Here is a 21,787-nt window from a genome sequence, read left to right on the forward strand (position 1 = left end):
GATGACGGTTCCAAGCCGGATTTGTTGATGCGATCCCCTAAGATATAGCCAAAGCTGATATCTGATAGCAATTAATTCGAATTGAATAATGGCACCTTGCGGGTAACACTGAGCCCGAGAGAGGATCGGAGACCACCATGACATCACAGCCCCACGCGGATGCAGATGCCCCGACGGCATCTGCCCAGTCATCACCTGTCAGCACACAGAAAAGCGCAAATGCGGAAAAGCCGGTTGGCTCCGCTTTGACGATTGTGTTGCTCGCGACCGTCGCGCTTGCGATGAAGGGGCTGCTTGCCAAATTCGTGTATGCCACCGGTATGACCGTTGATGGTTTGTTGCTGTTGCGGTTTCTGATTGCGATGCCGTTCTTTTGGCTTGGCGTTATGCTGTTTGGCAAACAGCGCCCAGGTGATCGCAAGATGCAACCGGTCGATCTGGCATGGGGGGCGCTGTATGGCGGATTGTTCTTTTTGGCATCGCTGTTTGATTTTACCGCCGTATCCCTGATCGATGTGACCGTCTCGCGGATCGTGCTGTTTACCTTTCCTGCGGTGGTGATGATCCTGGAAGCTTTGCACAAACGGCGTTTCCCGCCATTCCGTCAGGTGGTGTGTTTTGTTGTGACCTATATCGGTCTGATGCTGGTATTGGCGCCGGGCGGTTTTGACATGGTGTCAGGCGGTTTGTGGTATGGCGCGGCCTGGGCGTTCGGATCGGCATTGACCTATGCCTGTTATCTGTATTTCGGGCAGCGCATGATCAAAACCATCGGGTCGATGCATTTCGCGGCCCTGATCAACACAATGGCGGGGCTGTCGATGGTTCTTTACGAGCTGGTGGTCCAGAAGCCTTTGAACCTTAATCCGGCTGGAATTACATGGACGGCGGGCATTTCGATCTTTTGCACCGTGATCCCGTTTTTCCTTTTGTATGAGGGGATCCGGCGAATTGGTGCGACCCAGGCATCCCTGATTTCCCTGTCAGGGCCGGCAATGACATTTTTTGCTGCCTGGCTGTTCCTGGGCGAAATTCTTACGGTTCCGCAAATGATCGGTTTTGCGGTTGTAACCTTGGGGGTGGCATCATTGAAAAACAGCTTCAGCCTTGCGGGGCTGGGGCGGTTGTTGGCACGGCCATTTGCCCCCAATACAAAACCGTAACCAGCCGGTGACCTTGCAGGTTTGCCGCCTTACCAGCGGCGGACTTCGATTTCATGTTCGGGAAGGCGTTCACCGCGCCGCCATTTCAACGGATCAATGAATTGCCCGGCCCAGATGCCGGTTCTGCTTTGTCTGGCGCGGGCTTCGATCGCGCCATATTCGGGCATCTGATCGGGGCGTGCGACCGCCATGCCTCGGGCAATCAGACTTTGTCCGATATCCATGCCATTGGCATTGCGACAAATGGCCAGATTGCGGTGATAGCGATTCTTGCCCTGAACCCGGCAGGTAATCGGGGTGGCCACCAGAAGATTGGTGGTGACTTGCCATGCCTCTGCACCGCAGGCCGTGCTTTGACCATTCACCAGGCATTTTTGGAACCGGTTCATGGCATCCGCGCCCCACAGGTCCACACGCCGAAATCCGAATTCCAATGTGTCGGCATCAATGGCCCGCGCCGTTCCCGACAATGTTTCAAAATCGGGGTCGGCTTTGGCCATGGGCGGTGCGCCTGCAAGCAGCAGCACAATGCATAAAATCAGAAACCGGTGGGGATCAGGAACGGCCATCAAGGGACCTCAATACAGGTCGCTGTAACGGATTTCATCAAGCTGGGCGAAAACGACCTTCCATTTTTCGTCCTGTTTCAGCAGGGCAAAGGCATAATCACAGTCAAAGATCAGGTTGTTTTCCGAATTGCCAAACCGGAAGGACACGATCGCACGTGCCCCGCCGGGAAGTGCGGAATGCTGTTCGACCACCATCGATTTGGCCATGGCCAGATCCGCATTTTTCAACTCGTCAAAGAATGACTGATGATATTTGTGCAGATCCTCGGCCTTGGAAATTGCATGAACACCGGAAAGGTCATTGATCAGACAGGGAAAGTGATAAAATTCGTCAAGCGCGCCTTCATCGAGCTTAAGATGTGCATCTACGTAGCGGCGAAAAAAACTTCCGAGATCTTCCATCTGCACCCATTCCTTCGGTCATGGACCGCCATTATTGCGTGGCAATCAGATCAAGCCATCCTTGCTCATCAAGAACAGTCACACCCAATTCTTCTGCTTTCTTTAATTTGGAACCTGCACCGGGTCCTGCAACAAGATAATCTGTTTTTGCCGAAACCGAACCCGCTACTTTAGCACCAAGACTTTCGGCTTTGACCTTTGCCTCGTTGCGCGAAAACAGTTCAAGTTTACCGGTAAACACAACGGTCTTGCCGCTAACCGGGCTGTCGGAAACGGTCGGCGCTTCGACATCGGTGATGGTCAGCAACGATTGCAGGTCATCAAGCACCGCCAGATTGTGTTCTTCGGCCATGAACTCGATCAGATCCTTGGCAACGCCGGGGCCGATCTGATCGATATTGATCAGTTCACGCAATGCGTCACTATCGGCCTGATTGGCGGCAATCATGGCGTTGCGCCATTCGCCCAGTGACCCGTAATGCCGGGCAAGCAGTTTGGCGGTTGCCTGACCGATCTGGCGAATGCCAAGCGCATAGATGAACCGGTCAAGCCCGATGGTCCTGCGTTCATTGATCCCGTCAAACAGCTTGGTTGCGGATTTATCCCCCCAGCCTTCAAGCTTTCTGATCGCATCGCCATGATCCGTTTCAAGCCGGAAAATATCGCCCGGTGATTTGACCCAGCCCAGTTCAAAGAATGTCTCGATATTTTTGGCCCCCATGCCGTCGATATCAAACGCATTGCGCGATACGAAATGTTTGAGCCGTTCAACCGCCTGGGCCGGGCAAATCAGACCACCGGTGCAGCGGGTGACAGCTTCGCCTTCTTCGCGCATGGCATGGCTGTGACATTTCGGGCATTCATCGGGGAACTGATATTCCTCGGTTCCCTCGGGGCGTTCATCAAGGATGACTTCAACCACCTGCGGGATCACGTCACCGGCACGCTGAATGACCACCATGTCACCGACCCGCACACCCAGACGTTCGATCTCGTCACGGTTATGCAGGGTGGCGTTTGACACAACAACACCGCCGACCGTGACCGGTTCAAGACGGGCAACCGGGGTAAGCGCGCCGGTGCGGCCAACCTGGATATCGATGGCATTAAGGCGGGTGCGGGCCTGCTCGGCCGGGAATTTATGGGCAATGGCCCAGCGCGGCGAACGGCTGACAAAGCCAAGCCGCAGCTGAAGTTCAAAATCATTGACCTTATAGACGATGCCATCAATGTCGTAATCAAGGTCCGGACGCTGTTTTGCCAGTTCGTCATAAAACGCCATGATATCATCGGCATCGTTCAGTCGGCGTGTCAGCGGGTTGATGACAAAGCCCCAGCCAGCGACCTTTTGCAAAAAGTCCCACTGTGTCTGGGCCAGACTTTCGGACAGTTCGCCAAAGCTGTAGGCAAAGAAACGAAGCGGGCGTTTCGCGCTGATGGAAGGATCAAGCTGGCGCAAGGAACCCGCAGCAGCGTTGCGCGGATTGGCAAATGTTTTGCCGCCGGTTTCTGCCTGTGTCTCGTTCAGCTTTTGAAAGGCGGATCGCGCCATATAGACCTCGCCGCGGATTTCGACCACATCGGGCGCATCGTCGGGCAGGGTTTTGGGGATGTCGTCAATATGGGCGACATTGGCGGTGACATCTTCGCCTTCGGCCCCGTCACCGCGGGTTGCCGCCGTAACAAGCGTCCGGCCTTCATAGCGCAGCGAAAGCGAAAGCCCGTCAATCTTGGGTTCGCCCACGACTTCGACCGGGCTGTGCGCCGTCAGGTTCAGGAAACGGCGGATACGGGCAAGAAAATCGACAATGTCCTCGCGTGAAAACGCATTGCCAAGCGACAGCATCGGACGGGCGTGCTTGACCTTGGCAAAGCCTTCGGCCGGGGCCGCACCGACTTCCTGTGTCGGGCTGTTTTTCTTAAGCGTCGGATAATGGGATTCAAGTTCGATCAAGCGATTGAACAATGCGTCATATTCGGCATCGGGAACGAGCGGTTCGTCATTGACGTAATAGGCTTCGTTATAGGACCGAACGCGATCGGAAATTTCCGCATGCTGTTTGCGTGCCTCGGTGCTGGTGGCGGGCATTTCCGGAAGGCTTGTGTTGTTTGACGCATGTTCGGCGTTCATATTCTTTTTGTTCCGTATTCGAAGTGGGTTCGGCGTGAATTGCCGGATCTTAATTGGGTTGTTCAAGCAGGCTGTCAGCCGCTGCGCGGGCCTCGGCGGTGACGGAATGCCCGGCCAGCATGCGGGCAATTTCTTCGCGGCGCGCACCATCAACCAGGGCGTCGACACGGGTCACCATGGTGCCGTCTGTTTCGCGCTTGGCAATATAGAAATGGGTGCGTCCGCGTGCGGCGACCTGCGGGCTGTGGGTAATCACCAGGATCTGGCGTTCCTTTGCCAACAGATACAAACGCTGTCCGATGGCAGCAGCAGTGGCACCGCCAACACCGCTGTCAACTTCGTCAAAGACAAGGCTGGGGACGGCTGATACACGTGCCAGAACGACCTTGAGCGCAAGCAGGAACCGGGATAGCTCGCCGCCTGATGCGATCTTGTTCAGCGCGCCCGGCGGGCTTCCCGGGTTGGTGGCAACGGTGAATTGCACCCGGTCGATGCCATCAATGCCCCATTCATTTTCATCAACCAGTTCGATATCGGTAACGAAGCGGGCCTTTTCCATGCGAAGCGGCGGCAACTCGGCATTGATCGCGCCGTCAAGCTTTGCAGCGGCTTCCTTGCGTGCAGCATGCAGCTTTTGTCCGGCTTCGATATAGGCATTGCGATGTTCGCCAACCGCAGCGGTCAGACGCGACAATTCCTTTTCCCCGAATTCAAGCTGATCAATCTGGGACCGGAAATCCTTCATCAGGGCATTCAGGCCATCGACGGGCACGTTATATTTGCGCGCGGCAGCCCGAAGGGCAAAAAGCCGTTCCTCGACATTTTCCTGATGGCCGGTATCAACATTCAGATCGGCAAGGGTGGCAGAAATGGCGCGATTGGCTTCTTCAAGTTCGATGGCTGCACGGTCCAGCGCCTCGATGATCGGCTCAAACCGGCCATCGGCCTTTTCAAGTTCACGTTCAAGGCAACGCTGGGCGCTGCGCAGTGCGCTTTCGGCGCCCTTGCCGCGCGAAAGTTCGGTGCCGGCATCATTGAGGGCGGCAACCAGCTTTTCACCATGCATCAGGAACTGGCGTTCCTCGGCAAGGCGTTCTTCTTCGCCTTCTTCGGGACCCAGTTTTTCAAGTTCATCGACCGCGTGGCGAAGCCATTCTTCTTCTTCGCGCGCCTTGTCGATGCGTGCGCGTGCAGCGTTGAGTTCTTTTTGCGTTTCCCGCCAGGCGCGCCAGTGGTCGCGCACCGTCATGGCAAGCGCCCCGAGATTACCATGGGCATCAAGGGTGGCGCGGTGGGTTGTCGGGTCAAGCAGGCCGTGCTGATCAAATTGCCCCTGAATTTCGACGCAATAATTGCCAACATCGCGCAAAAGCCCGACCGAAACCGACTGGTCATTGACATAGGCCCGCGACCGTCCGTCCGCGGTTACCACGCGGCGTACCACCAGTTCTTCGCTTTCAAGATCGATATCCTGATCGGCAAGCAGCCGGAAAACCGGGTGTCCCTGTGGCAGGGTGAAGGTGGCGGTGACGCTGCATTTGTCGCAGCCATGGCGGACCAGTCCGCTATCGGCGCGTGCGCCCAAAGCAAGCCCCAGAGAATCCAGCAAGATGGATTTACCGGCCCCGGTTTCACCTGTCAGGACGCTAAGTCCGTCATGGAAATCCAGATCCAGCTTGTCGATAAGGACTACGTTCCGAATGCTGAGGCGTCGAAGCATTTCTGGGTACTGATGTTGTTAACGGGGCAGCAGACAGTTTGGTCAAACAGCTTTGCGACTTGCAGAGTGCCCAATACCGACCCGGCTTGCAAGTATTGCAACACCCGGCACGTGATCAAAAACCGGGATCTTGTGCGGTCGGAGCAGAAGCGATTGGCAACAGGACCTTATTATCATTTGTTCCTGTTGTGTTCTATGGTTGTTTTGCCCCGGATGTCAAGAAGACCTGATGGTGATCAGGTCTTTTGCACGAGCGGCCTAGAAAAGGTCGGTGATCGACTTGGTTGCGGAATCCCACCAGCTTTCTTCGGTGCGTTCGGCACCGGCATCCCCGACCAGAAGGCTGTAGGATTCGCTGTAATATTCGCTGCCCGGGAAGTTGTGGCCAAGGACGGCTGCGGTGCGCTTTGCCTCACCCTCAAGACCCAGTGCCAAATAGCATTCGGTCAGGCGTGCAAGTGCTTCGGGAACGTGGGTTGTGGTCTGATATTTGTCGATAACCGATTTGAACCGGTTGATCGCAGCCAGATATTCCTGACGGTCCTGATAATAGCGCCCGACGCTCATTTCCTTGCCGGCAAGGTGATCGACCGTAAGGTCCTTTTTCAGTTTGGCGTCGCGGGAATATTTGCTGTCGGGGAAACGGCGGATAACGTCATCAAGCGCCTCCATGGCGTGCTGGGTCATCTGCTGGTCACGGCCGACATCAGAAATCTGTTCATAGTAGGACAATGCCTTGAGGTAATAGGCATATGGCACATCCGGGTTGGCCGGATGAAGCGAGATGAAGCGATCAAGTGCGTTGATGGCATCATCATATTTGTTGTCCTGATAATAGGAATAGGCCGACATCAGGGTCGCCTTGGTCGCCCAGACCGAATAGGGGTGCTGGCGTTCGACTTCGTCAAATGCCTGGGCAGCCTTTTGATATTCCTTGGCGTCCAGAAGATCCTGTGCACCGTTATACAGTTCGGATACCGGACGTTCGACATATTCCGGTGCCTCATTGCTTGAGCAGGCAGCAAGCAGAATGGCCATGCCACATGTTGCAATGATGTGTTTGGCGCGAACGGTACTAAGCACTGTGACCTATCCTTGAATTTTGTGACGCACTCACGGGAAAATCCGCCGGACTATATCATGTGAAGGGCGTGGTTGGGCAAGTAGTTGTGTCGCCAATCGGTGACTTTTATGCCCGATCTTGAGCCTGTGCTTTGATCTGTGCGGGAAAAACGCGGTCAGACAACAAAAAAGGCGACCCGACGGGCCGCCAATTTCGAATGTTTTGTGCCGGATTCCAAAACCCGTTATCGGTTTACGCAGTCGCCAGAACCGGTGCTGATGCACCATGCAGTGCTGATTTCGGCATCGGGACAACCTGATAGGCGCTTTCATCGGCCAGCAATGCCTGAAGCAGCAGGTTATTGACGTGGTGACCCGATTTATAGGCGGTTACCTTGCCCTGAAGCTGCAAGCCGGCAGTATAAAGATCGCCCAGCGCATCAAGGATCTTGTGGCGAACGAATTCGTCTTCGTAGCGCAGGCCTTCTTCATTCATGACTTCATCGCCCGACAGCACAACCGCATTGTCAAGTGAACCGCCACGGGCCAGACCGGCTGAACGCATGGCTTCGACTTCGTGAAGGAAGCCAAATGTGCGGGCACGTGCGATGTCGGCCACGAAAACACCGTCGTCGAATTTGACATTCATGCGCTGGTTGGCAATGGCCTTGCTGGCGAAATCAATTTCGAAATCGATTTCAAAGCCGTGGGCCGGCTCAACACGTGCTGTGCAGCCGTTATATTCGACTTCAACTGCCTTGAGCACTTCGATGACCTGACGCGGGGCATTTTGTTCCTCGATGCCGACACAATCGATCAGGAAGTTGAACGGTGCGGAACTGCCATCCATAACCGGAACTTCGTCGGCATCGATATCGATCAGAACGTTATCAATGCGCGATCCGGCCAGGGCAGCCATCAGATGTTCGATGGTGCCGATCTTGATGCCACGGGATGCGTCGCCCAGGCAAGTGCACAGGCGGGTGTCGATCACGCCATCGTAACGTGCCGGGAACAACGGCTGGTCATCCAGATCCGTGCGGCGAAATACGATGCCATGATTAACCGGGGCAGGGTGCAGTGTGATGCGGATCTTGTGACCGGAATGCAGACCGACGCCCGCACAGCCGATGGACGCTTTAAGCGTGCGTTGACGCACGTAATCGTCACCAGAGACGCCTGTCTGCGCGATGGCAGCACTAAGGTCGGCGATGTTGTTCACAGGAACCCCCAAATCAGGTCAGTCAGGTTGCAATCAATCTTGGTCGAAGTCATTGGCAGGGCCGTAACCCTTACTTCGTTAGCTTCAGACACTACAGAGGTTGTGAAAATCACTCAAATCACTCTTTGTTACGCTTTGTAAATTATCGAAAACGGCGAAAATTACAAATAAAACAATGACTTGAATTTATATTTCTCTGTTCTGAAACAACGATGTGAAACATTTCATTTCACAGGTGCCGGTCTTGGGCGTCAGATAAAATGGTCTGCCTATAAAAAAAGGAAGGCCGAAGCCTTCCCTTTCATCGCGCGGAGTTTTGCCGTCAGTTCGCCTGACGACGAAGGAAGGCCGGAATTTCAAGAAGGTCATCAGACGCGCCTTGCGCCTTGCCCCGGGAAGCGGGCTCCTTCTTCATGACAGAAGCACTGTCTTCGCCAAGAGACATTTCAGTCTGACGCGGTGCCGGTGCCTGCGGTTGCGAGACTTTCGGCTCTGCGTGCTGATGCGGTTCCTTGACGGTTTTGTTCTTGCCAAACAGACTGCTCAGAACCGAACGCGGAGAGGTTGCGTTCTGGGCATCTGCAGCTTCGAAGACGTCCGGGCTGTGACTGACCTGATCGGCTTCGCTTGGCGAAACGGCGCGCGGCGGGATAAAGGCCATGTCGCCGTTGCTGTTGGTTTTTTCCATCGGCTTGTTGGCGCGCAGAACCGGTTTCGGTTTCAGAACCGTCTGGCCCATTTCAATGGAACCGGTTTCCTGTGCTTCGGCCTGATGGCTCAGTTCCGGCTGCTGTGCGCTGCCGGTTGCGGCAAAGCGTTCGGCCGGAATGTGATCGATGGATGCGCCACCGGCATAATCGCCACCGCCCGACTGGGTGGTTTCAGCAACGCTGGCTGCTGCGTTGGCAGCGCCATGCTGACCAAAGGACGGCATGGACGGCTTTTCAGCCGGCTGTGCAGCTTTGGGCTGTGCAACGGAAACGGTGGTCGGCTGCGGACGGCGTACTTCTTCGGCGTCGATGCCCGTGGCAACAACGGAAACACGCAGTGCACCTTCGATGGTCGGATCAAAGGTCGAACCAAAGATGATGTTGGCTTCGGAAGCGACTTCTTCGCGAATGCGGTTTGCAGCTTCGTCAACTTCATACAGGGCCATATCCATGCCGCCGGTGATGTTGATCAGGACCGCACGTGCGCCCTTCATCGATGCATCTTCCAGAAGCGGGTTGGCAATGGCGGCTTCGGCTGCTTCAAGCGCACGTTTTTCGCCGGATGCTTCGCCGGTGCCCATCATCGCCTTGCCCATTTCGCTCATTACGGTGCGAATGTCGGCGAAGTCAAGGTTCACAAGACCCGGAACCATCATAAGGTCGGTAATCGAACGGACACCGTTGCGCAGAACATCGTCAGCCATCTGGAAGGCATCTGCGAAAGTGGTTTTTTCGTTCGCAACCCGGAACAGGTTCTGGTTCGGAATGATGATCAGGGTGTCGACATATTGCTGAAGCTGTTCGATGCCCTGTTCGGCAGTACGCATACGGCGCGTACCTTCGAAATGGAACGGTTTGGTAACGACACCAACGGTCAAAATGCCGGCTTCCTTGGCGGCACGTGCAATGACCGGGGCTGCACCGGTACCCGTACCACCGCCCATACCGGCGGTGATGAATACCATGTGGCTGCCTTCAAGCTGGGCCTGAATGTCTTCGATGGATTCTTCGGCGGCGGCACTACCGGCATCCGGTCGTGCGCCTGCACCAAGACCCTGGGTAATCTTGCGGCCAAGCTGCATCTTGCGCGTGGCTTTGCTTTGGGTCAGGGCCTGTGAGTCTGTGTTGGCAACGACAAAATCGCATCCTTCGAGTTCGGACGCGATCATGTTGTTAACGGCGTTGCCGCCCGCACCGCCGACACCGATAACGGTGATCTTCGGCTTTAGATTTTCTTCCGTTTCAGGGACGGAAAAATTGATTGTACTCATTGTTTGCTCTTCCTCTCCGCGCTTTAGAGCTGAGGGTCAGGACCTATTAATTTGGTTCGAATGGTCATTCGGATTAATGCGGATACGCGGATCAAGACCGAAGGAAGATGAATATCTTTCAAGGTTTTGAGACAAAGTAGCCCGCGAAAATCCGATTGACCCGAAGGGCAGTGTTTATATTTACGAACTCCGGCGTCAAATCCCTTGCCCGGGGTGCCAACCCGCTCTGCGGGCTTTTCCTTGGATTTCGCAAATATAAACACTGCCATTCCAATCAAATTAATAGGTCCTGACCCTTAAGATCACACAAGCCTTCCCTTTGCCTGTGCGTACCCGAAATGCATCGGGCACAAAGACCTCCGAGTCCGTTTTAGCGGGCAAAGAGTTATTGGCTTGTTAATGCGCGCGAAAGTTTTCGAAAAAATGCAGAAAAAAATGCACTTGTTTTTCGATTGCGCAGATTTCTGCGCCAGTCAGGGGAAAGGGCCGCAGGAAACTAGAAGTTTTCCTTGAACCAGGCCCCGAGACGGCCCCAGCGACCGCCCGATTGATGGATCGATGCCATCGCTTCGCTAAGGGGGTCATTGCCTTGTTCAACCGCCCGCAGCAACAAGCCTGCGCAGGCCGAAAATGCCGGGCCGGCGGTTGCTTCTGCAAGGCCGGTCACCCCGTGCGGATGGGCAACGGATGCCGGACGTTCAAACATCTGGTTGGCGAGATCGGCAATGGCATTCAGCTGACTTGCACCGCCGGTCAGGACAATGCTGCGTCCGCCGATTTGGGTCAGGCCGTGTTCTTCAAGCTGATCACGGATCAGTTCAAAGGTTTCTTCAAGGCGCGGCTTGATGATGTTGATCAGCATCGAGCGCGGCACATGGTTGAAGTTGTTTTCGTCTTCGTCACCAATGATCGGGACCGCAAGGATTTCCTGATCATCAGACGGTGATGTCAGCGCACTGCCATGCAGGGTCTTCATCCGTTCCGCGTGATTAAGCGACGTATTAAGGCCATAGGCAATATCGCGGGTGACATGCGCGCCACCAACCGGGATCGAGGCTGTATAGATCACCTGGCCGCCATTGAACACGGCAACGCTTGTTGTGCCGGCACCCATGTCGATCACGGTTGCGCCAAGGTCACGCTGATCAGGGGTCAGTGCCGAAAGACCGGATGCCAGCGGCGTGACCACGGTTTCCTCGATCGCCAGATGGCAGCGTCCCAGAAGCGTATCAAGGTTGCGCAATGGCGCGGTCTGGGTGCGCACGAAATGCAGATCAAGACCAAGCGTCGATCCATACATGCCGCGCGGATCGTTCATCGTACTGGCCCCGTCAAGCCGGAAGCCGAGCGGAACGGTGTGGATCAGTTCGTCACCGGCCTGACGCAGAAGGGCTTCTTTCTGGTCATTCAATTTGCGGATCTCGAGATTGCCGATCGGGCGCGACCCCAATGGCAGTTCAACCGTGTGGGTTTCTGATTCCGGGCGACCACCCGACAGGTTCACAATGACCGATTCAATGGTCTGACCCGCCATTTTTTCAGCCGCATTGACCGCTGCAAGTACGACTTCCTGTGCAGCATCAAGATTGGCGATCGAACCGCTTTGAAGGCCCTTGGACATGTTGTGTCCGATACCGATGATTTTCGGCGGATGGTCCTTTTCGCGTCGCGCAATGAAACAGCAGACCTTGGACGTTCCAATGTCCAAGGCCGCAATCAATCCTGATCTTGTCTTGCTGCGTGCCAATTTAATGCTCTGAATTATTCTAAAGTTATTGGAGGGAGGCGAACCTGCCCCAGGGTCATGACCCAAGTTATTAAGCCCGTTTTCCATCAAAAGCGGTTGCAATTTGGTTAAGGCAGCACCGAGTCTTCTGCATGTCACCATGCTTTTCACGGAAATGTCCGATTTTGCGATGCGATAGCGATCCTATATCAATCACGGGTTTCTCGGGCGGTTGATGTCATGCTGTACTGCAACGTTACAGGTGTAGCTTGACACTCAACTGTAACGTTGCAGTAATCAAGCGCCGAAACAATAACCGTACAGGGAGGAAGCAAAATGTTTCTTGGCAAGATGACGCGTGCCGGGCTTGGCATGATTGCGGCACTGGGGCTTTCCACAAGCATCGCATCCGCACAGGAAAGCGTGGAGGTTCTGCACTGGTGGACCGCCGGTGGCGAGGCAAAGGCGCTTCAGGTTCTGAAAAAGGATCTCGAAGGTCAGGGTGTTTCATGGAATGACATGCCGGTCGCAGGCGGTGGCGGGGAACAGGCAATGACTGTTTTGCGCGCGCGCGTGACATCGGGCAATGCACCGACAGCTGTTCAGATGCTGGGCTTTGATATCAAGGACTGGGCGGGCGAAGGTGTTCTGGCCAATCTTGATGAACTTGCCAGCAAGGAAGGCTGGGATGCGGTTGTTCCCGATGCGCTTAAGGGCTTTTCAAAATATGATGGCCACTGGATTGCAGCCCCGGTCAACGTGCATTCGACCAACTGGGTCTGGGCCAACAAGGCGATCTTTGACGAGCTTGGCCTGAAACAGCCGGGCAACTGGGATGAGCTGATTGCGGCCCTCGACAAGATCAAGGCTGCTGGCTACACCGCCGTTGCCCATGGTGGTCAGGCCTGGCAGGACGCGACCATCTTTGATGCGGTCGTCATGGCAACAGGCGGACCTGATTTCTATCAGGCATCGATGATCGATACCGATCCCGACGCACTTGGTTCCGACACCATGAAAACCGTGTTTGAACGCATGGCGAAGCTGCGCAGCTATGTGGATGACAATTTCTCGGGCCGTGACTGGAACCTTGCGACCGCGATGGTGATCAACAAGGAAGCCGGTGTTCAGTTCATGGGTGACTGGGCCAAGGGTGAATTCCTGAATGCGGGCAAGGTGCCCGATCAGGACTTTATGTGCTTCCGCTTCCCGGGAACGCAGGATGCCGTCACCTTTAACTCTGACCAGTTTGTCATGTTCAAGGTCGGTGAAGACCGTCAGGACGCCCAGATGAAACTGGCATCAGCAGTGATGTCGCCAACCTTCCAGTCGGCGTTCAACGTGGTCAAAGGATCGGTTCCGGCCCGTACCGACGTTCCCAATGATGCCTTTGATGCCTGTGGCAAAAAAGGCATGGCAGAACTGGCAGCAGCCAACAAAAAAGGAACGCTGTTCGGGTCCATGGCCCATGGTCACTCGGTCCCGGCCGGTGTCAAAAACGCCATGTATGACGTGATCACAGCCCACTTCAATGGCGAATACGATGCCGAGACCGCGGTCGAGGAACTCGTCAACGCCGTTGAGTCTGCACAGTAAGAATAAAAATGATCCTCGGCGGTCGGGTTTCCGACCGCCGAACCGAATTGCGGAAGTGCGGAGCATCATCAATGCAATACTCACTGCCCGGCAAGGCAGAAGCCACCCTGCGGGAAATCCTTCCGCGGCTGGTGCTGAGCCCCAGTCTGTTTTTAATCCTGTTATTTGTTTACGGTTTCATCCTTTATACCGGTTATCTGTCGCTTACCGACAGCCGGATGTTGCCATCCTATGATCTGCAAGGGCTTGATAACTACGCCCGCTTGTGGGGGCAGCGTAACTGGATCACGGCCCTTCAGAACCTTGCGATTTTTGGCATTCTTTACATTCTGATTTGCTCTTTGCTGGGGCTTGTTCTTGCCATCTTTCTGGATCAGAAAATCCGGGGCGAGGGCATTTTGCGCCCGATCTATCTCTATCCGATGGCGCTGTCCTTTATTGTGACCGGGACAGCATGGAAATGGTTTCTTGATCCGGGACTTGGTCTTGAAAACACCATGCATCTGTGGGGATGGGAAAGCTTCACCTTTGACTGGATCAAGGATCGCAATATGGCGATCTATACCGTGGTGATTGCCGCGGTCTGGCAGTCATCGGGCTTTGTCATGGCGATGTTTCTTGCCGGATTGCGCGGGATTGACAGCGAAATCCTCAAGGCCGCGCAAATGGACGGTGCCGGTCGCTGGAGCCTGTATACCAGGATCATGATCCCGCAATTGCGACCGGTCTTTTTGTCGGCTTTCGTGGTGTTGGCCCATCTGGCGATCAAGGCCTATGACCTTGTCATCGCGCTGACCAATGGCGGGCCGGGACGGGCGACCGAACTTCCGGCAACCTTTATGTATTCCTATACCTTTACCCGCAACCAGATGGGGGTTGGTGCGTCATCGGCGGTCATCATGCTGGCGATGATCGCATCCATTATTGTGCCCTATCTGTATGCAGAACTCAGGGAGCGTCGGTAATGGCACATTCTTCGCAACCTGCATTTTCATCGGCCCGTTTGCTGCGCGCATGCCTTTATGCGGTCCTGATCCTGTTTGCGGTTTATTATCTTTTGCCGCTGTTTGTGATGCTGGTGAATTCCGTCAAGACGCTTGATGAAATTCGCGGCGGTAACATGATGGCTTTTCCCGAAAACTTCACGTTCGAACCGTGGCTGACAGCCTGGTCCAGTGCACAGATCGGGGTCGAGCCAACCGGGCTTAGCCCATATTTCATCAACAGCATTTTGATGGTCGTGCCGGCGGTAACGATTTCGACCTTCCTTGGGGCGTTGAACGGGTATGTCCTGACCAAATGGCGGTTTCCAGGTGACAAGATTGTTTTCGGGCTGATGCTGTTTGCCTGCTTTATTCCGTTCCAGATCGTTCTGATCCCGATGGCGCGTGTGTTGGGCACCATCGGACTGGCCGGGACAACAAGTGGTTTGGTTCTGGTGCACGTGGTTTACGGGCTTGGATTTACCACGCTGTTTTTCCGCAACTATTACGCGGCTTTCCCGGACGAACTGATCAAGGCCGCCAAAATGGATGGTGCCGGGTTCTGGCGGACCTTTACCCGCATCCTTCTGCCAAGTTCGGGACCGATCATTGTGGTTACCGTGATCTGGCAGTTCACCAATATCTGGAATGACTTCCTGTTCGGGGCCTCCTTTGCCGACTTTGATTCGATGCCGATGACGGTTGCGCTGAACAACCTTGTGTCATCCTCGACCGGGGTCAAGGAATACAACGTTCACTTTGCCGGTGCGGTGCTTGCCGCCTTGCCGACCTTGATCGTCTATGTCGTATCGGGCCGCTATTTCGTACGCGGGCTGATGGCAGGCGCGGTCAAGGGTTAGGCCAAAAACAGAAAATTCAGGGGAAGAACCATGTCATTTCTTCAGATCGACAAGGTATGCAAAAGCTTCGGACCGATAAATGTCCTGCGCGATATTTCATTGGATGTCGAAGAAGGCGGATTTCTGGTGTTGGTCGGGCCGTCGGGCTGCGGCAAGTCGACCTTGCTCAATACCATCGCCGGGTTGGAAAAACTGACCACCGGGGAAATCCGGATCGAAGGTAACGTGATTGACGATCTGGAACCGGCAGATCGCAATATTGCCATGGTGTTTCAAAGCTATGCGCTTTATCCGAATATGAATGTCGGGCAAAACATCGCCTTTGGCCTTGAAATGCGCGGCATGCCCAAGGATGAGCGCGACGCGAAGGTCGCCGAAGTCGCCAAAACGCTTCAGATCGAACATCTTCTGGATCGCAAACCCGGTCAGCTTTCCGGTGGTCAGCGACAGCGCGTAGCCATGGGGCGGGCCCTTGTGCGAAATCCGAAACTGTTCCTGTTTGATGAACCGCTTTCAAACCTTGATGCCAAGCTGCGTGTGGATATGCGTACCGAGATTAAACGGATGCATCAGACGTTTGGCAGCACGATTGTCTATGTCACCCACGATCAGATCGAAGCCATGACCCTGGGCACGCGCATTGCGGTTCTTAAGGACGGGATTGTCCAGCAATATGGCACACCGGCCGAAATCTATAACGATCCCAGCAACATGTTTGTTGCCGACTTCATGGGCAGCCCGGCCATGAACCTGATCCCGGCGACTGTGCGGGGCCATGCAATCGAAATGAGCCGTGCGGGGGATGATCCGCTTGTTCTGTCCTTTGACGCCCTGCCGGTTACGGTCAGTGCGCGCAACGGGCAGGATGTGATTGTCGGCATCCGGCCCGAAGCCATAACCGATGCGGCCGGGCGCGGTGGCGAAAAATCCATTCAGGCAACCTGTCGTATCGACGTTGTCGAACCTGCGGGTGCGGATATCTATGCCATCACGACACTGGGCGGCAAAGAGGTCGTTACCCGCCTGCATCAGGACTGGTCCGGATCAGCCAATCAAGCAGCCGATTTGCTTTTCAATCTTGAAAAGATTGTGTTTTTTGATCCACAAAGCGGTGAACGGTTGCGTTAATTACGCGTTCAGCCCGGAGGTTGGGAAAACTGTCTGATCCATATCTGACCGGAAAGGGGGCAACATCCCCCCGGTCACGCCCCACACTTAAAACCATTGCCGAGATGACCGGGCTTGGGGTCACGACGGTATCGCGTGCGTTAAAGGATGCGCCCGATATCGGCGCAAAAACCAAGGAACGTGTCCGCAAGGTCGCCGATGCGGTCGGCTATCACCCTGATCGCGCCGGTGTAAGGCTGCGCACCGGCAAGACAAATGTCATCAGCCTGATCCTTGATCAGACCGACAAGGTGCCGGAATTCGCCCGGCGCATGATTGTCGGCATTTCAGAAGCCATTCGCGGCACGCCATATCATCTTGTGGTGACGCCGCAATCGCGTCTCGATGATCCGATGGACCCGGTGCGCTATATCCTTGAAACCCGGGCCGCGGATGGGGTGATCCTGACCCATATCCGGCCCGATGACGAACGGGTTCATGCCCTTAGGCAAAGTGGGTTGCCCTTTGTCACCCATGGACGGTGCCAGACGATACAGGATCATGCCTATCACGATTTTGATAACCGTGCCTTTTGCCGGATGGCGGCAGAACGCATGATCAAACGCGGGCGCAACCGTCTGGCGCTTTTGGCACCGCCGTCGGAATTTTCATATTATCAGGAAACATTGGCCGGACTTGCCGAAATCGCCGAACCGGCCAACATCCCGTTCAGGGTCCTGCCCGGTGTCGATCTTGACAGCAGCATCGAAGTCCTGCGCCAGGCGGGCATGGCCCTTCGTCATCAGGAATATGTCCCGGACGGGATCATTTGCGGCAGTGAATTATGTGCCATGGCGCTGATTGACGGCATGACGCAATCCGGGCTTGAGGTTGGCAAGCATGCCGACGTCATCGCCAAGGAAACGTCGGATTTGCTGGATCTGACGCGCCCGCGGATCGACAGTTTGCGCGAAGACCTGATTGTTGCCGGTCAGCAACTGGCTTCGCATCTTCTTGATGTGATCAAAGGGGCGGAACCCGATACGTTGCAAACGCTTAGCGAACCGAAACCGGTTTGGCGCGTCAATCAGTCCTGATTGGTGATTTCAGGCGGCCGTTCTAGACCGCTCCCTCCTTCTTTGGGGGATTACGGCGCTTTTCCGCCGCCCCCGGTGTCAGACGTACAAAGGTACGATCAGGCAAACGCAAATCGACAATCAGGATGTCGCGTTCAAGAAGGTCATGTTCGCGATCAAGCATCTCAAGCCGTTGCCAGGCCTTGTCCATGTCATGTTCGGGCAAACGGATGAACATGCCGTTCGACAGCTGAATATTCCAGCGACGATGACCGATACGCTGTGCGCCGGTGACCTTGGCATAAAGATCCGGGATGCTTTGAATGGTCTGAAGCATTTCGGCGGCATGTTGCGGGGCATCGTCCCCGACCAGAACCGGCAGATCAAGATAATCCCCAAGTTCATAGTTCTGAAGCTGTTCACCGTCCCCATCAATCAGGACGTGACCGCGATCTTCGGTCTGCCACAGTGCAAGTGGCTTACGTTCAACAATCGACACGATCAGGGTATCGGGCAACTGGCGTTCAACCGTTGCGGTGCGCACCCATGAAAGCTGCTCGATCCGTTCGCGCGCGGCATCAACGTCAAATGTAATGATCGGTGTGCCCGGCTTTTGACCGATTGCCGCCAGAAGCGCGTTGGTGTCGGTTTTTTCGCGGCCTGAAACTTCGATATTCTTGACCGTCATGCCCAGTTCAGCGGACAGGCGGACGCTTTCATCTTCGGCAATGGCAATCCATTTGTCTGCCTTGCCGGTATACCAAAGGGCTGCGGGAATGATTGTAATGACCCCGACAAAGCCCGCCCACCACATGACACGCGCCACCTTTTTCAGGTTGGAGGCGATGCCATGCTTTTTATCAAGCTTTTCGCGACGTTCGCGTGCCTGTTCTTCAAGCGTGCCAACGGGGCCTAGCGTTCGCATGAAGCATCCTCCACCATCCATGCGACGATATCGGCAAAGCTCATGCCGTCATGGCGGGCCGCATCTGGAACAAGTGATGTCGGTGTCATGCCGGGCTGGGTATTGATTTCGAGGATGGCCAGCCGGTCCTGTTCCGGGTCATAGCGGAAATCTGCGCGCGCCACACCACGACAGCCCAGCGCACGGTAAGCCTGCTCGGCATGGCGTTGCAGACGGTCGCGAAGATCGCCGTGAATGTCGGCTGGAATGATGTGTTCGGACCCGCCCTGGGCGTATTTTGATTCAAAATCATAAAAGGCATGGTTGCCGGTCAGGATTTCGATGACTTCCATCGCCTTGCCATCCTTTACCGCAACCGTCATTTCGCGCCCGGCAATGAATTCTTCCTGCATGACGCCATCGCCATGAACCCAATCGCGCGCCAGCATGTTCTGTTCTTCTTCGGGGGTCAGAATGATTTCGACACCGACAGAAGACCCTTCGTTATTGGGTTTAAGAACATAGGGCGGCGGCAGTGCCTTGCCATTGGCGATGTCGCCCCGGCTTACCCAGACATGTCGCGCACAGGGGATTTCATATTCGGCAAACATCGCCTTGGCCGACATTTTGTCCATGGCAATGGCCGATGCCCGGACACCGGAATGGGTGTAGGGGATGTTCAGAATTTCAAGCAAACCCTGAACCGCGCCATCTTCGCCCCAGCGGCCATGCAGGGCATTGAAAATCACATCGGGTTTGGGATCGATTGCGGCGATCTGGTTGGCAAGGTCCCGGGTCGCATCGATTTCGGTGACCTGATACCCCTTTTCACGCAGGGCCTTGGCGCATTCGCGCCCCGATGAAAGGGATACTTCGCGCTCTGCTGACCAACCGCCCAGAATGACAGCGACATGTTTGCTCATGCGTCTTTTCCTATGATCGAGTGGCCAAGGCGTTCGCCAATGCGCCGGATTTCCCAGCGCAGCTCAACGCCGCTATGTTCCTTAACCCGTTTGCGGACTTCATCGCCCAACTGTTCAAGATCAAGGGCGGTGGCATTGCCCGTATTGATCATGAAATTGCAATGTTGCTCGGACATTTGCGCCCCGCCGATAGTCAGTCCGCGACATCCCGCCGCATCAATGACTTCCCATGCGCGGTCGGGCACCGGATTGGCAAAGGTCGATCCGCCCGTCCGCGACTTGATCGGCTGGGACCCGGCGCGGGCCTGCTGGATTTCGTCCATACGTTTGGCAATTTCATCGGGATCGCCCGCTGTGCCGCGCAGGATGGCCGATGTGAAAATCCAGTCTTCGGGCAAATCGCAATGGCGGTATGACATCCCCATTTCATCGGGCGTCACGGTGTGTTTGATGCCCTTGCCGTCAATGGCGGTGGCGGAAATCAGAACATCCTTGATCTCGCTGCCATAGGCCCCGGCATTCATCCGAAGTGCCCCACCGATGGTTCCCGGAATACCCGACAGGAATTCAAGTCCGGCGATCCCGGCCTGCTGTGCCACTTGCGAGACATTCAGATCAAGTGCGCCGGCACCGACATGCAGATCGCCATCCTTGATCACGGCATCGGTAAACGGGCGGCCCAGGCGGATTACAACACCGCGAATACCGCCATCACGCACCAGAAGGTTCGATCCTACCCCGATCACGGTGACTGGCATGTCATCGGGTTTGCCTTTAAGAAAATCGGCAAGATCGGCTTCATCGGCCGGGCGGAACATCACATCGGCCGGGCCGCCAACCTGAAACCAGGTGACTTTTGCCAGTTGTGCGCCTTCACGCAGCTTGCCGCGAACCTTGGGCAGGCGATCGATCAGCGGTGTGTGGTGTCCCGGCGTGCTCATGGATGTCTCAGTTCTTCAGGGCTTCGAGTTGTGCGGGCAGGGCGTTGGCCCATGCACTGATGGAACCGGCACCAAGACAGACGACAAGATCGCCCGGCTTGGCTTCGTTCCTGATGACTTCGGCGAGTTTGTCCGGGCCTTCAAGGGCACTGACATGGCGGTGGCCACGGTTGCGCAACCCTTCGACCAGGGCGTCACGTGATGCGCCTTCGATCGGGCTTTCACCGGCTTCGTAAACATCGGCGACAATCACGCTGTCGGCATCGTTAAAGCAGGTACAGAAATCTTCAAACAGGTCATGCAGGCGCGAATAGCGATGCGGTTGCACTACGGCAATGACATTGTTCTGCGTCGCTTGGCGGGCGGCTTTAAGAACCGCTTTGATTTCGACCGGGTGGTGGCCGTAATCGTCAATGATGGTGACGCCATCGACTTCACCGGTTTTGGTAAAGCGGCGCTTGACCCCGGTAAAGCCGTCAAAGGCGGAAACGATTTTGTCGTCTGGAATGCCAAGTTCAAGCGCAACCGTGATCGCCGCAAGCGAGTTCGATACGTTGTGGTCGCCAACCATCGGCAGACGGACATCCTTGATCACGCGTTCTTCGCTATCGACACGTTCGCGAATGACGACGTCAAAGATGCTTTCGCCGATATTGGTGCGCACATTGACCGCGCGCACATCAGCCTGTGGCGAGAAGCCGAAGGTAAAGATACGACGATCCGTGACCTTGCCAATCAGGGCCTGAACTTCGGGATGGTCAATGCACAGAACGGCAAATCCATAGAACGGAATGTTCTGAACGAAGTTTTTGAAGGCTTCGCGCAGCTGATCGAAATCTTTCCAGTGATCAAGATGTTCCGGATCGATATTGGTCACAACCGAAATGGTGGAAGGTACTTTGACAAAGGTACCATCAGACTCATCGGCCTCAACCACCATCCAGTCGCCTTCGCCAAGGCGGGCATTGGTGCCGTATGAATTGATGATCCCGCCATTGATCACGGTCGGATCAAGCCCGGCAGCATCAAGCATGGTTGCCACCAGCGAGGTGGTGGTGGTTTTGCCATGCGTGCCACCGATCGCGATTGCTGCCTTAAGGCGCATCAGTTCTGCCAGCATTTCCGAACGGCGGACAACCGGGATCATTTCTGCGCGCGCGGCGACGACTTCGGGGTTGTTCGGTTTGACGGCGGTGGAAATGACAACGACCTTGGCATCTTCGACGTTGGACGCCTGATGACCGACAAAAACCGTGATGCCCAGATCGCGCAGGCGCTGCACATTGGCATTGTCCGAAATATCCGATCCCTGAACCGAATAGCCCAGGTTATGGAGAATTTCGGCAATGCCGGACATGCCGATGCCACCAATACCGACAAAGTGGATGGTGCCGATGTTGAGCGGCAGGGTATTCATTGCA

Annotated in this window: 18 protein-coding genes; 6 read left to right on the forward strand and 12 right to left on the reverse strand. The window is 55.4% G+C overall.

The features are described from left to right. Positions 1-137: 137 nt before the first annotated feature. Entirely contained in the window at positions 138-1,163 is a 1,026-nt protein-coding gene (locus CU041_RS03060; RefSeq protein WP_101245706.1) for a DMT family transporter, read from the forward strand. Between the two features lie 29 nt (positions 1,164-1,192). Here the strand turns inward: CU041_RS03060 and CU041_RS03065 are convergent, their stop codons facing one another. The 8 genes from CU041_RS03065 to ftsA form a co-directional block, all read right to left on the reverse strand. After that, positions 1,193-1,663 (reverse strand): thermonuclease family protein, encoded by a 471-nt coding sequence (locus CU041_RS03065; protein WP_228196362.1) that lies wholly within the window; start codon positions 1,661-1,663, stop codon positions 1,193-1,195. Positions 1,664-1,741: 78 nt separating this feature from the next. Further along, a complete protein-coding gene (locus CU041_RS03070) occupies positions 1,742-2,134 on the reverse strand; it encodes a hypothetical protein (protein ID WP_068519506.1) in 393 nt (130 codons plus the stop codon). Positions 2,135-2,165: 31 nt separating this feature from the next. Then, a complete protein-coding gene (gene ligA / locus CU041_RS03075; protein ID WP_101245708.1) occupies positions 2,166-4,265 on the reverse strand; it encodes an NAD-dependent DNA ligase LigA in 2,100 nt (699 codons plus the stop codon). A gap of 49 nt (positions 4,266-4,314) precedes the next feature. Continuing rightward, positions 4,315-5,985 (reverse strand): DNA repair protein RecN, encoded by a 1,671-nt coding sequence (gene recN / locus CU041_RS03080; RefSeq protein ID WP_101245709.1) that lies wholly within the window; start codon positions 5,983-5,985, stop codon positions 4,315-4,317. A gap of 258 nt (positions 5,986-6,243) precedes the next feature. Continuing rightward, complete coding sequence (locus CU041_RS03085) at positions 6,244-7,068, reverse strand: outer membrane protein assembly factor BamD (protein ID WP_082817856.1); 825 nt, start codon at positions 7,066-7,068, stop codon at positions 6,244-6,246. A 232-nt stretch (positions 7,069-7,300) separates the two neighbouring features. Beyond that, complete coding sequence (gene lpxC, locus CU041_RS03090) at positions 7,301-8,269, reverse strand: UDP-3-O-acyl-N-acetylglucosamine deacetylase (protein ID WP_082817857.1); 969 nt, start codon at positions 8,267-8,269, stop codon at positions 7,301-7,303. Positions 8,270-8,591: 322 nt separating this feature from the next. Further along, the gene (gene ftsZ, locus CU041_RS03095) at positions 8,592-10,250 is read right to left on the reverse strand and encodes a cell division protein FtsZ (protein WP_101245710.1); all 1,659 of its coding nucleotides are present in this window, start codon (positions 10,248-10,250) and stop codon (positions 8,592-8,594) included. Between the two features lie 496 nt (positions 10,251-10,746). Continuing rightward, positions 10,747-12,063 (reverse strand): cell division protein FtsA, encoded by a 1,317-nt coding sequence (gene ftsA / locus CU041_RS03100; protein ID WP_369813527.1) that lies wholly within the window; start codon positions 12,061-12,063, stop codon positions 10,747-10,749. A 249-nt stretch (positions 12,064-12,312) separates the two neighbouring features. Here ftsA and CU041_RS03105 point away from each other — a divergent pair, with 249 nt between their 5' ends. The 5 genes from CU041_RS03105 to CU041_RS03125 all read left to right on the forward strand — a co-directional run bounded on the left by CU041_RS03105 (position 12,313) and on the right by CU041_RS03125 (position 17,619). Then, positions 12,313-13,572, forward strand: a complete 1,260-nt coding sequence (locus tag CU041_RS03105; RefSeq protein WP_101245711.1) for an ABC transporter substrate-binding protein — start codon at positions 12,313-12,315, stop codon at positions 13,570-13,572. A gap of 71 nt (positions 13,573-13,643) precedes the next feature. Beyond that, on the forward strand, positions 13,644-14,537 hold the full coding sequence (locus CU041_RS03110; protein ID WP_101245712.1) for a carbohydrate ABC transporter permease: 894 nt from the start codon (positions 13,644-13,646) through the stop codon (positions 14,535-14,537). After that, positions 14,537-15,415: a carbohydrate ABC transporter permease gene (locus CU041_RS03115; protein WP_068519512.1), complete on the forward strand. Its 879-nt coding sequence runs from the start codon at positions 14,537-14,539 to the stop codon at positions 15,413-15,415. Before CU041_RS03110 ends, CU041_RS03115 begins: the two co-directional genes overlap by 1 nt. A 30-nt stretch (positions 15,416-15,445) precedes the next feature. Beyond that, complete coding sequence (locus tag CU041_RS03120; RefSeq protein ID WP_101245713.1) at positions 15,446-16,543, forward strand: ABC transporter ATP-binding protein; 1,098 nt, start codon at positions 15,446-15,448, stop codon at positions 16,541-16,543. A 20-nt stretch (positions 16,544-16,563) separates the two neighbouring features. Next, entirely contained in the window at positions 16,564-17,619 is a 1,056-nt protein-coding gene (locus CU041_RS03125; RefSeq protein ID WP_206926980.1) for a LacI family transcriptional regulator, read from the forward strand. 22 nt (positions 17,620-17,641) lie between these two features. On the opposite strand, the gene CU041_RS03130 is transcribed toward CU041_RS03125, so the two are convergent. The 4 genes from CU041_RS03130 to murC are packed head-to-tail and all read right to left on the reverse strand — an operon-like array spanning position 17,642 to position 21,783. Beyond that, positions 17,642-18,523 (reverse strand): cell division protein FtsQ/DivIB, encoded by an 882-nt coding sequence (locus CU041_RS03130; protein ID WP_101245714.1) that lies wholly within the window; start codon positions 18,521-18,523, stop codon positions 17,642-17,644. Further along, positions 18,511-19,425, reverse strand: coding sequence for a D-alanine--D-alanine ligase (locus CU041_RS03135; protein ID WP_068519516.1), 915 nt, complete (start codon positions 19,423-19,425; stop codon positions 18,511-18,513). Before CU041_RS03135 ends, CU041_RS03130 begins: the two co-directional genes overlap by 13 nt. Further along, the gene (gene murB, locus CU041_RS03140; protein ID WP_101245715.1) at positions 19,422-20,366 is read right to left on the reverse strand and encodes a UDP-N-acetylmuramate dehydrogenase; all 945 of its coding nucleotides are present in this window, start codon (positions 20,364-20,366) and stop codon (positions 19,422-19,424) included. Before murB ends, CU041_RS03135 begins: the two co-directional genes overlap by 4 nt. 7 nt (positions 20,367-20,373) lie before the next feature. After that, positions 20,374-21,783 (reverse strand): UDP-N-acetylmuramate--L-alanine ligase, encoded by a 1,410-nt coding sequence (gene murC / locus CU041_RS03145; protein WP_068519518.1) that lies wholly within the window; start codon positions 21,781-21,783, stop codon positions 20,374-20,376. Positions 21,784-21,787: the final 4 nt, after the last annotated feature.

The sequence above is a fragment of the Thalassospira povalilytica genome (assembly GCF_002844235.1).
GTDB classification, from domain to species: domain Bacteria; phylum Pseudomonadota; class Alphaproteobacteria; order Rhodospirillales; family Thalassospiraceae; genus Thalassospira; species Thalassospira povalilytica.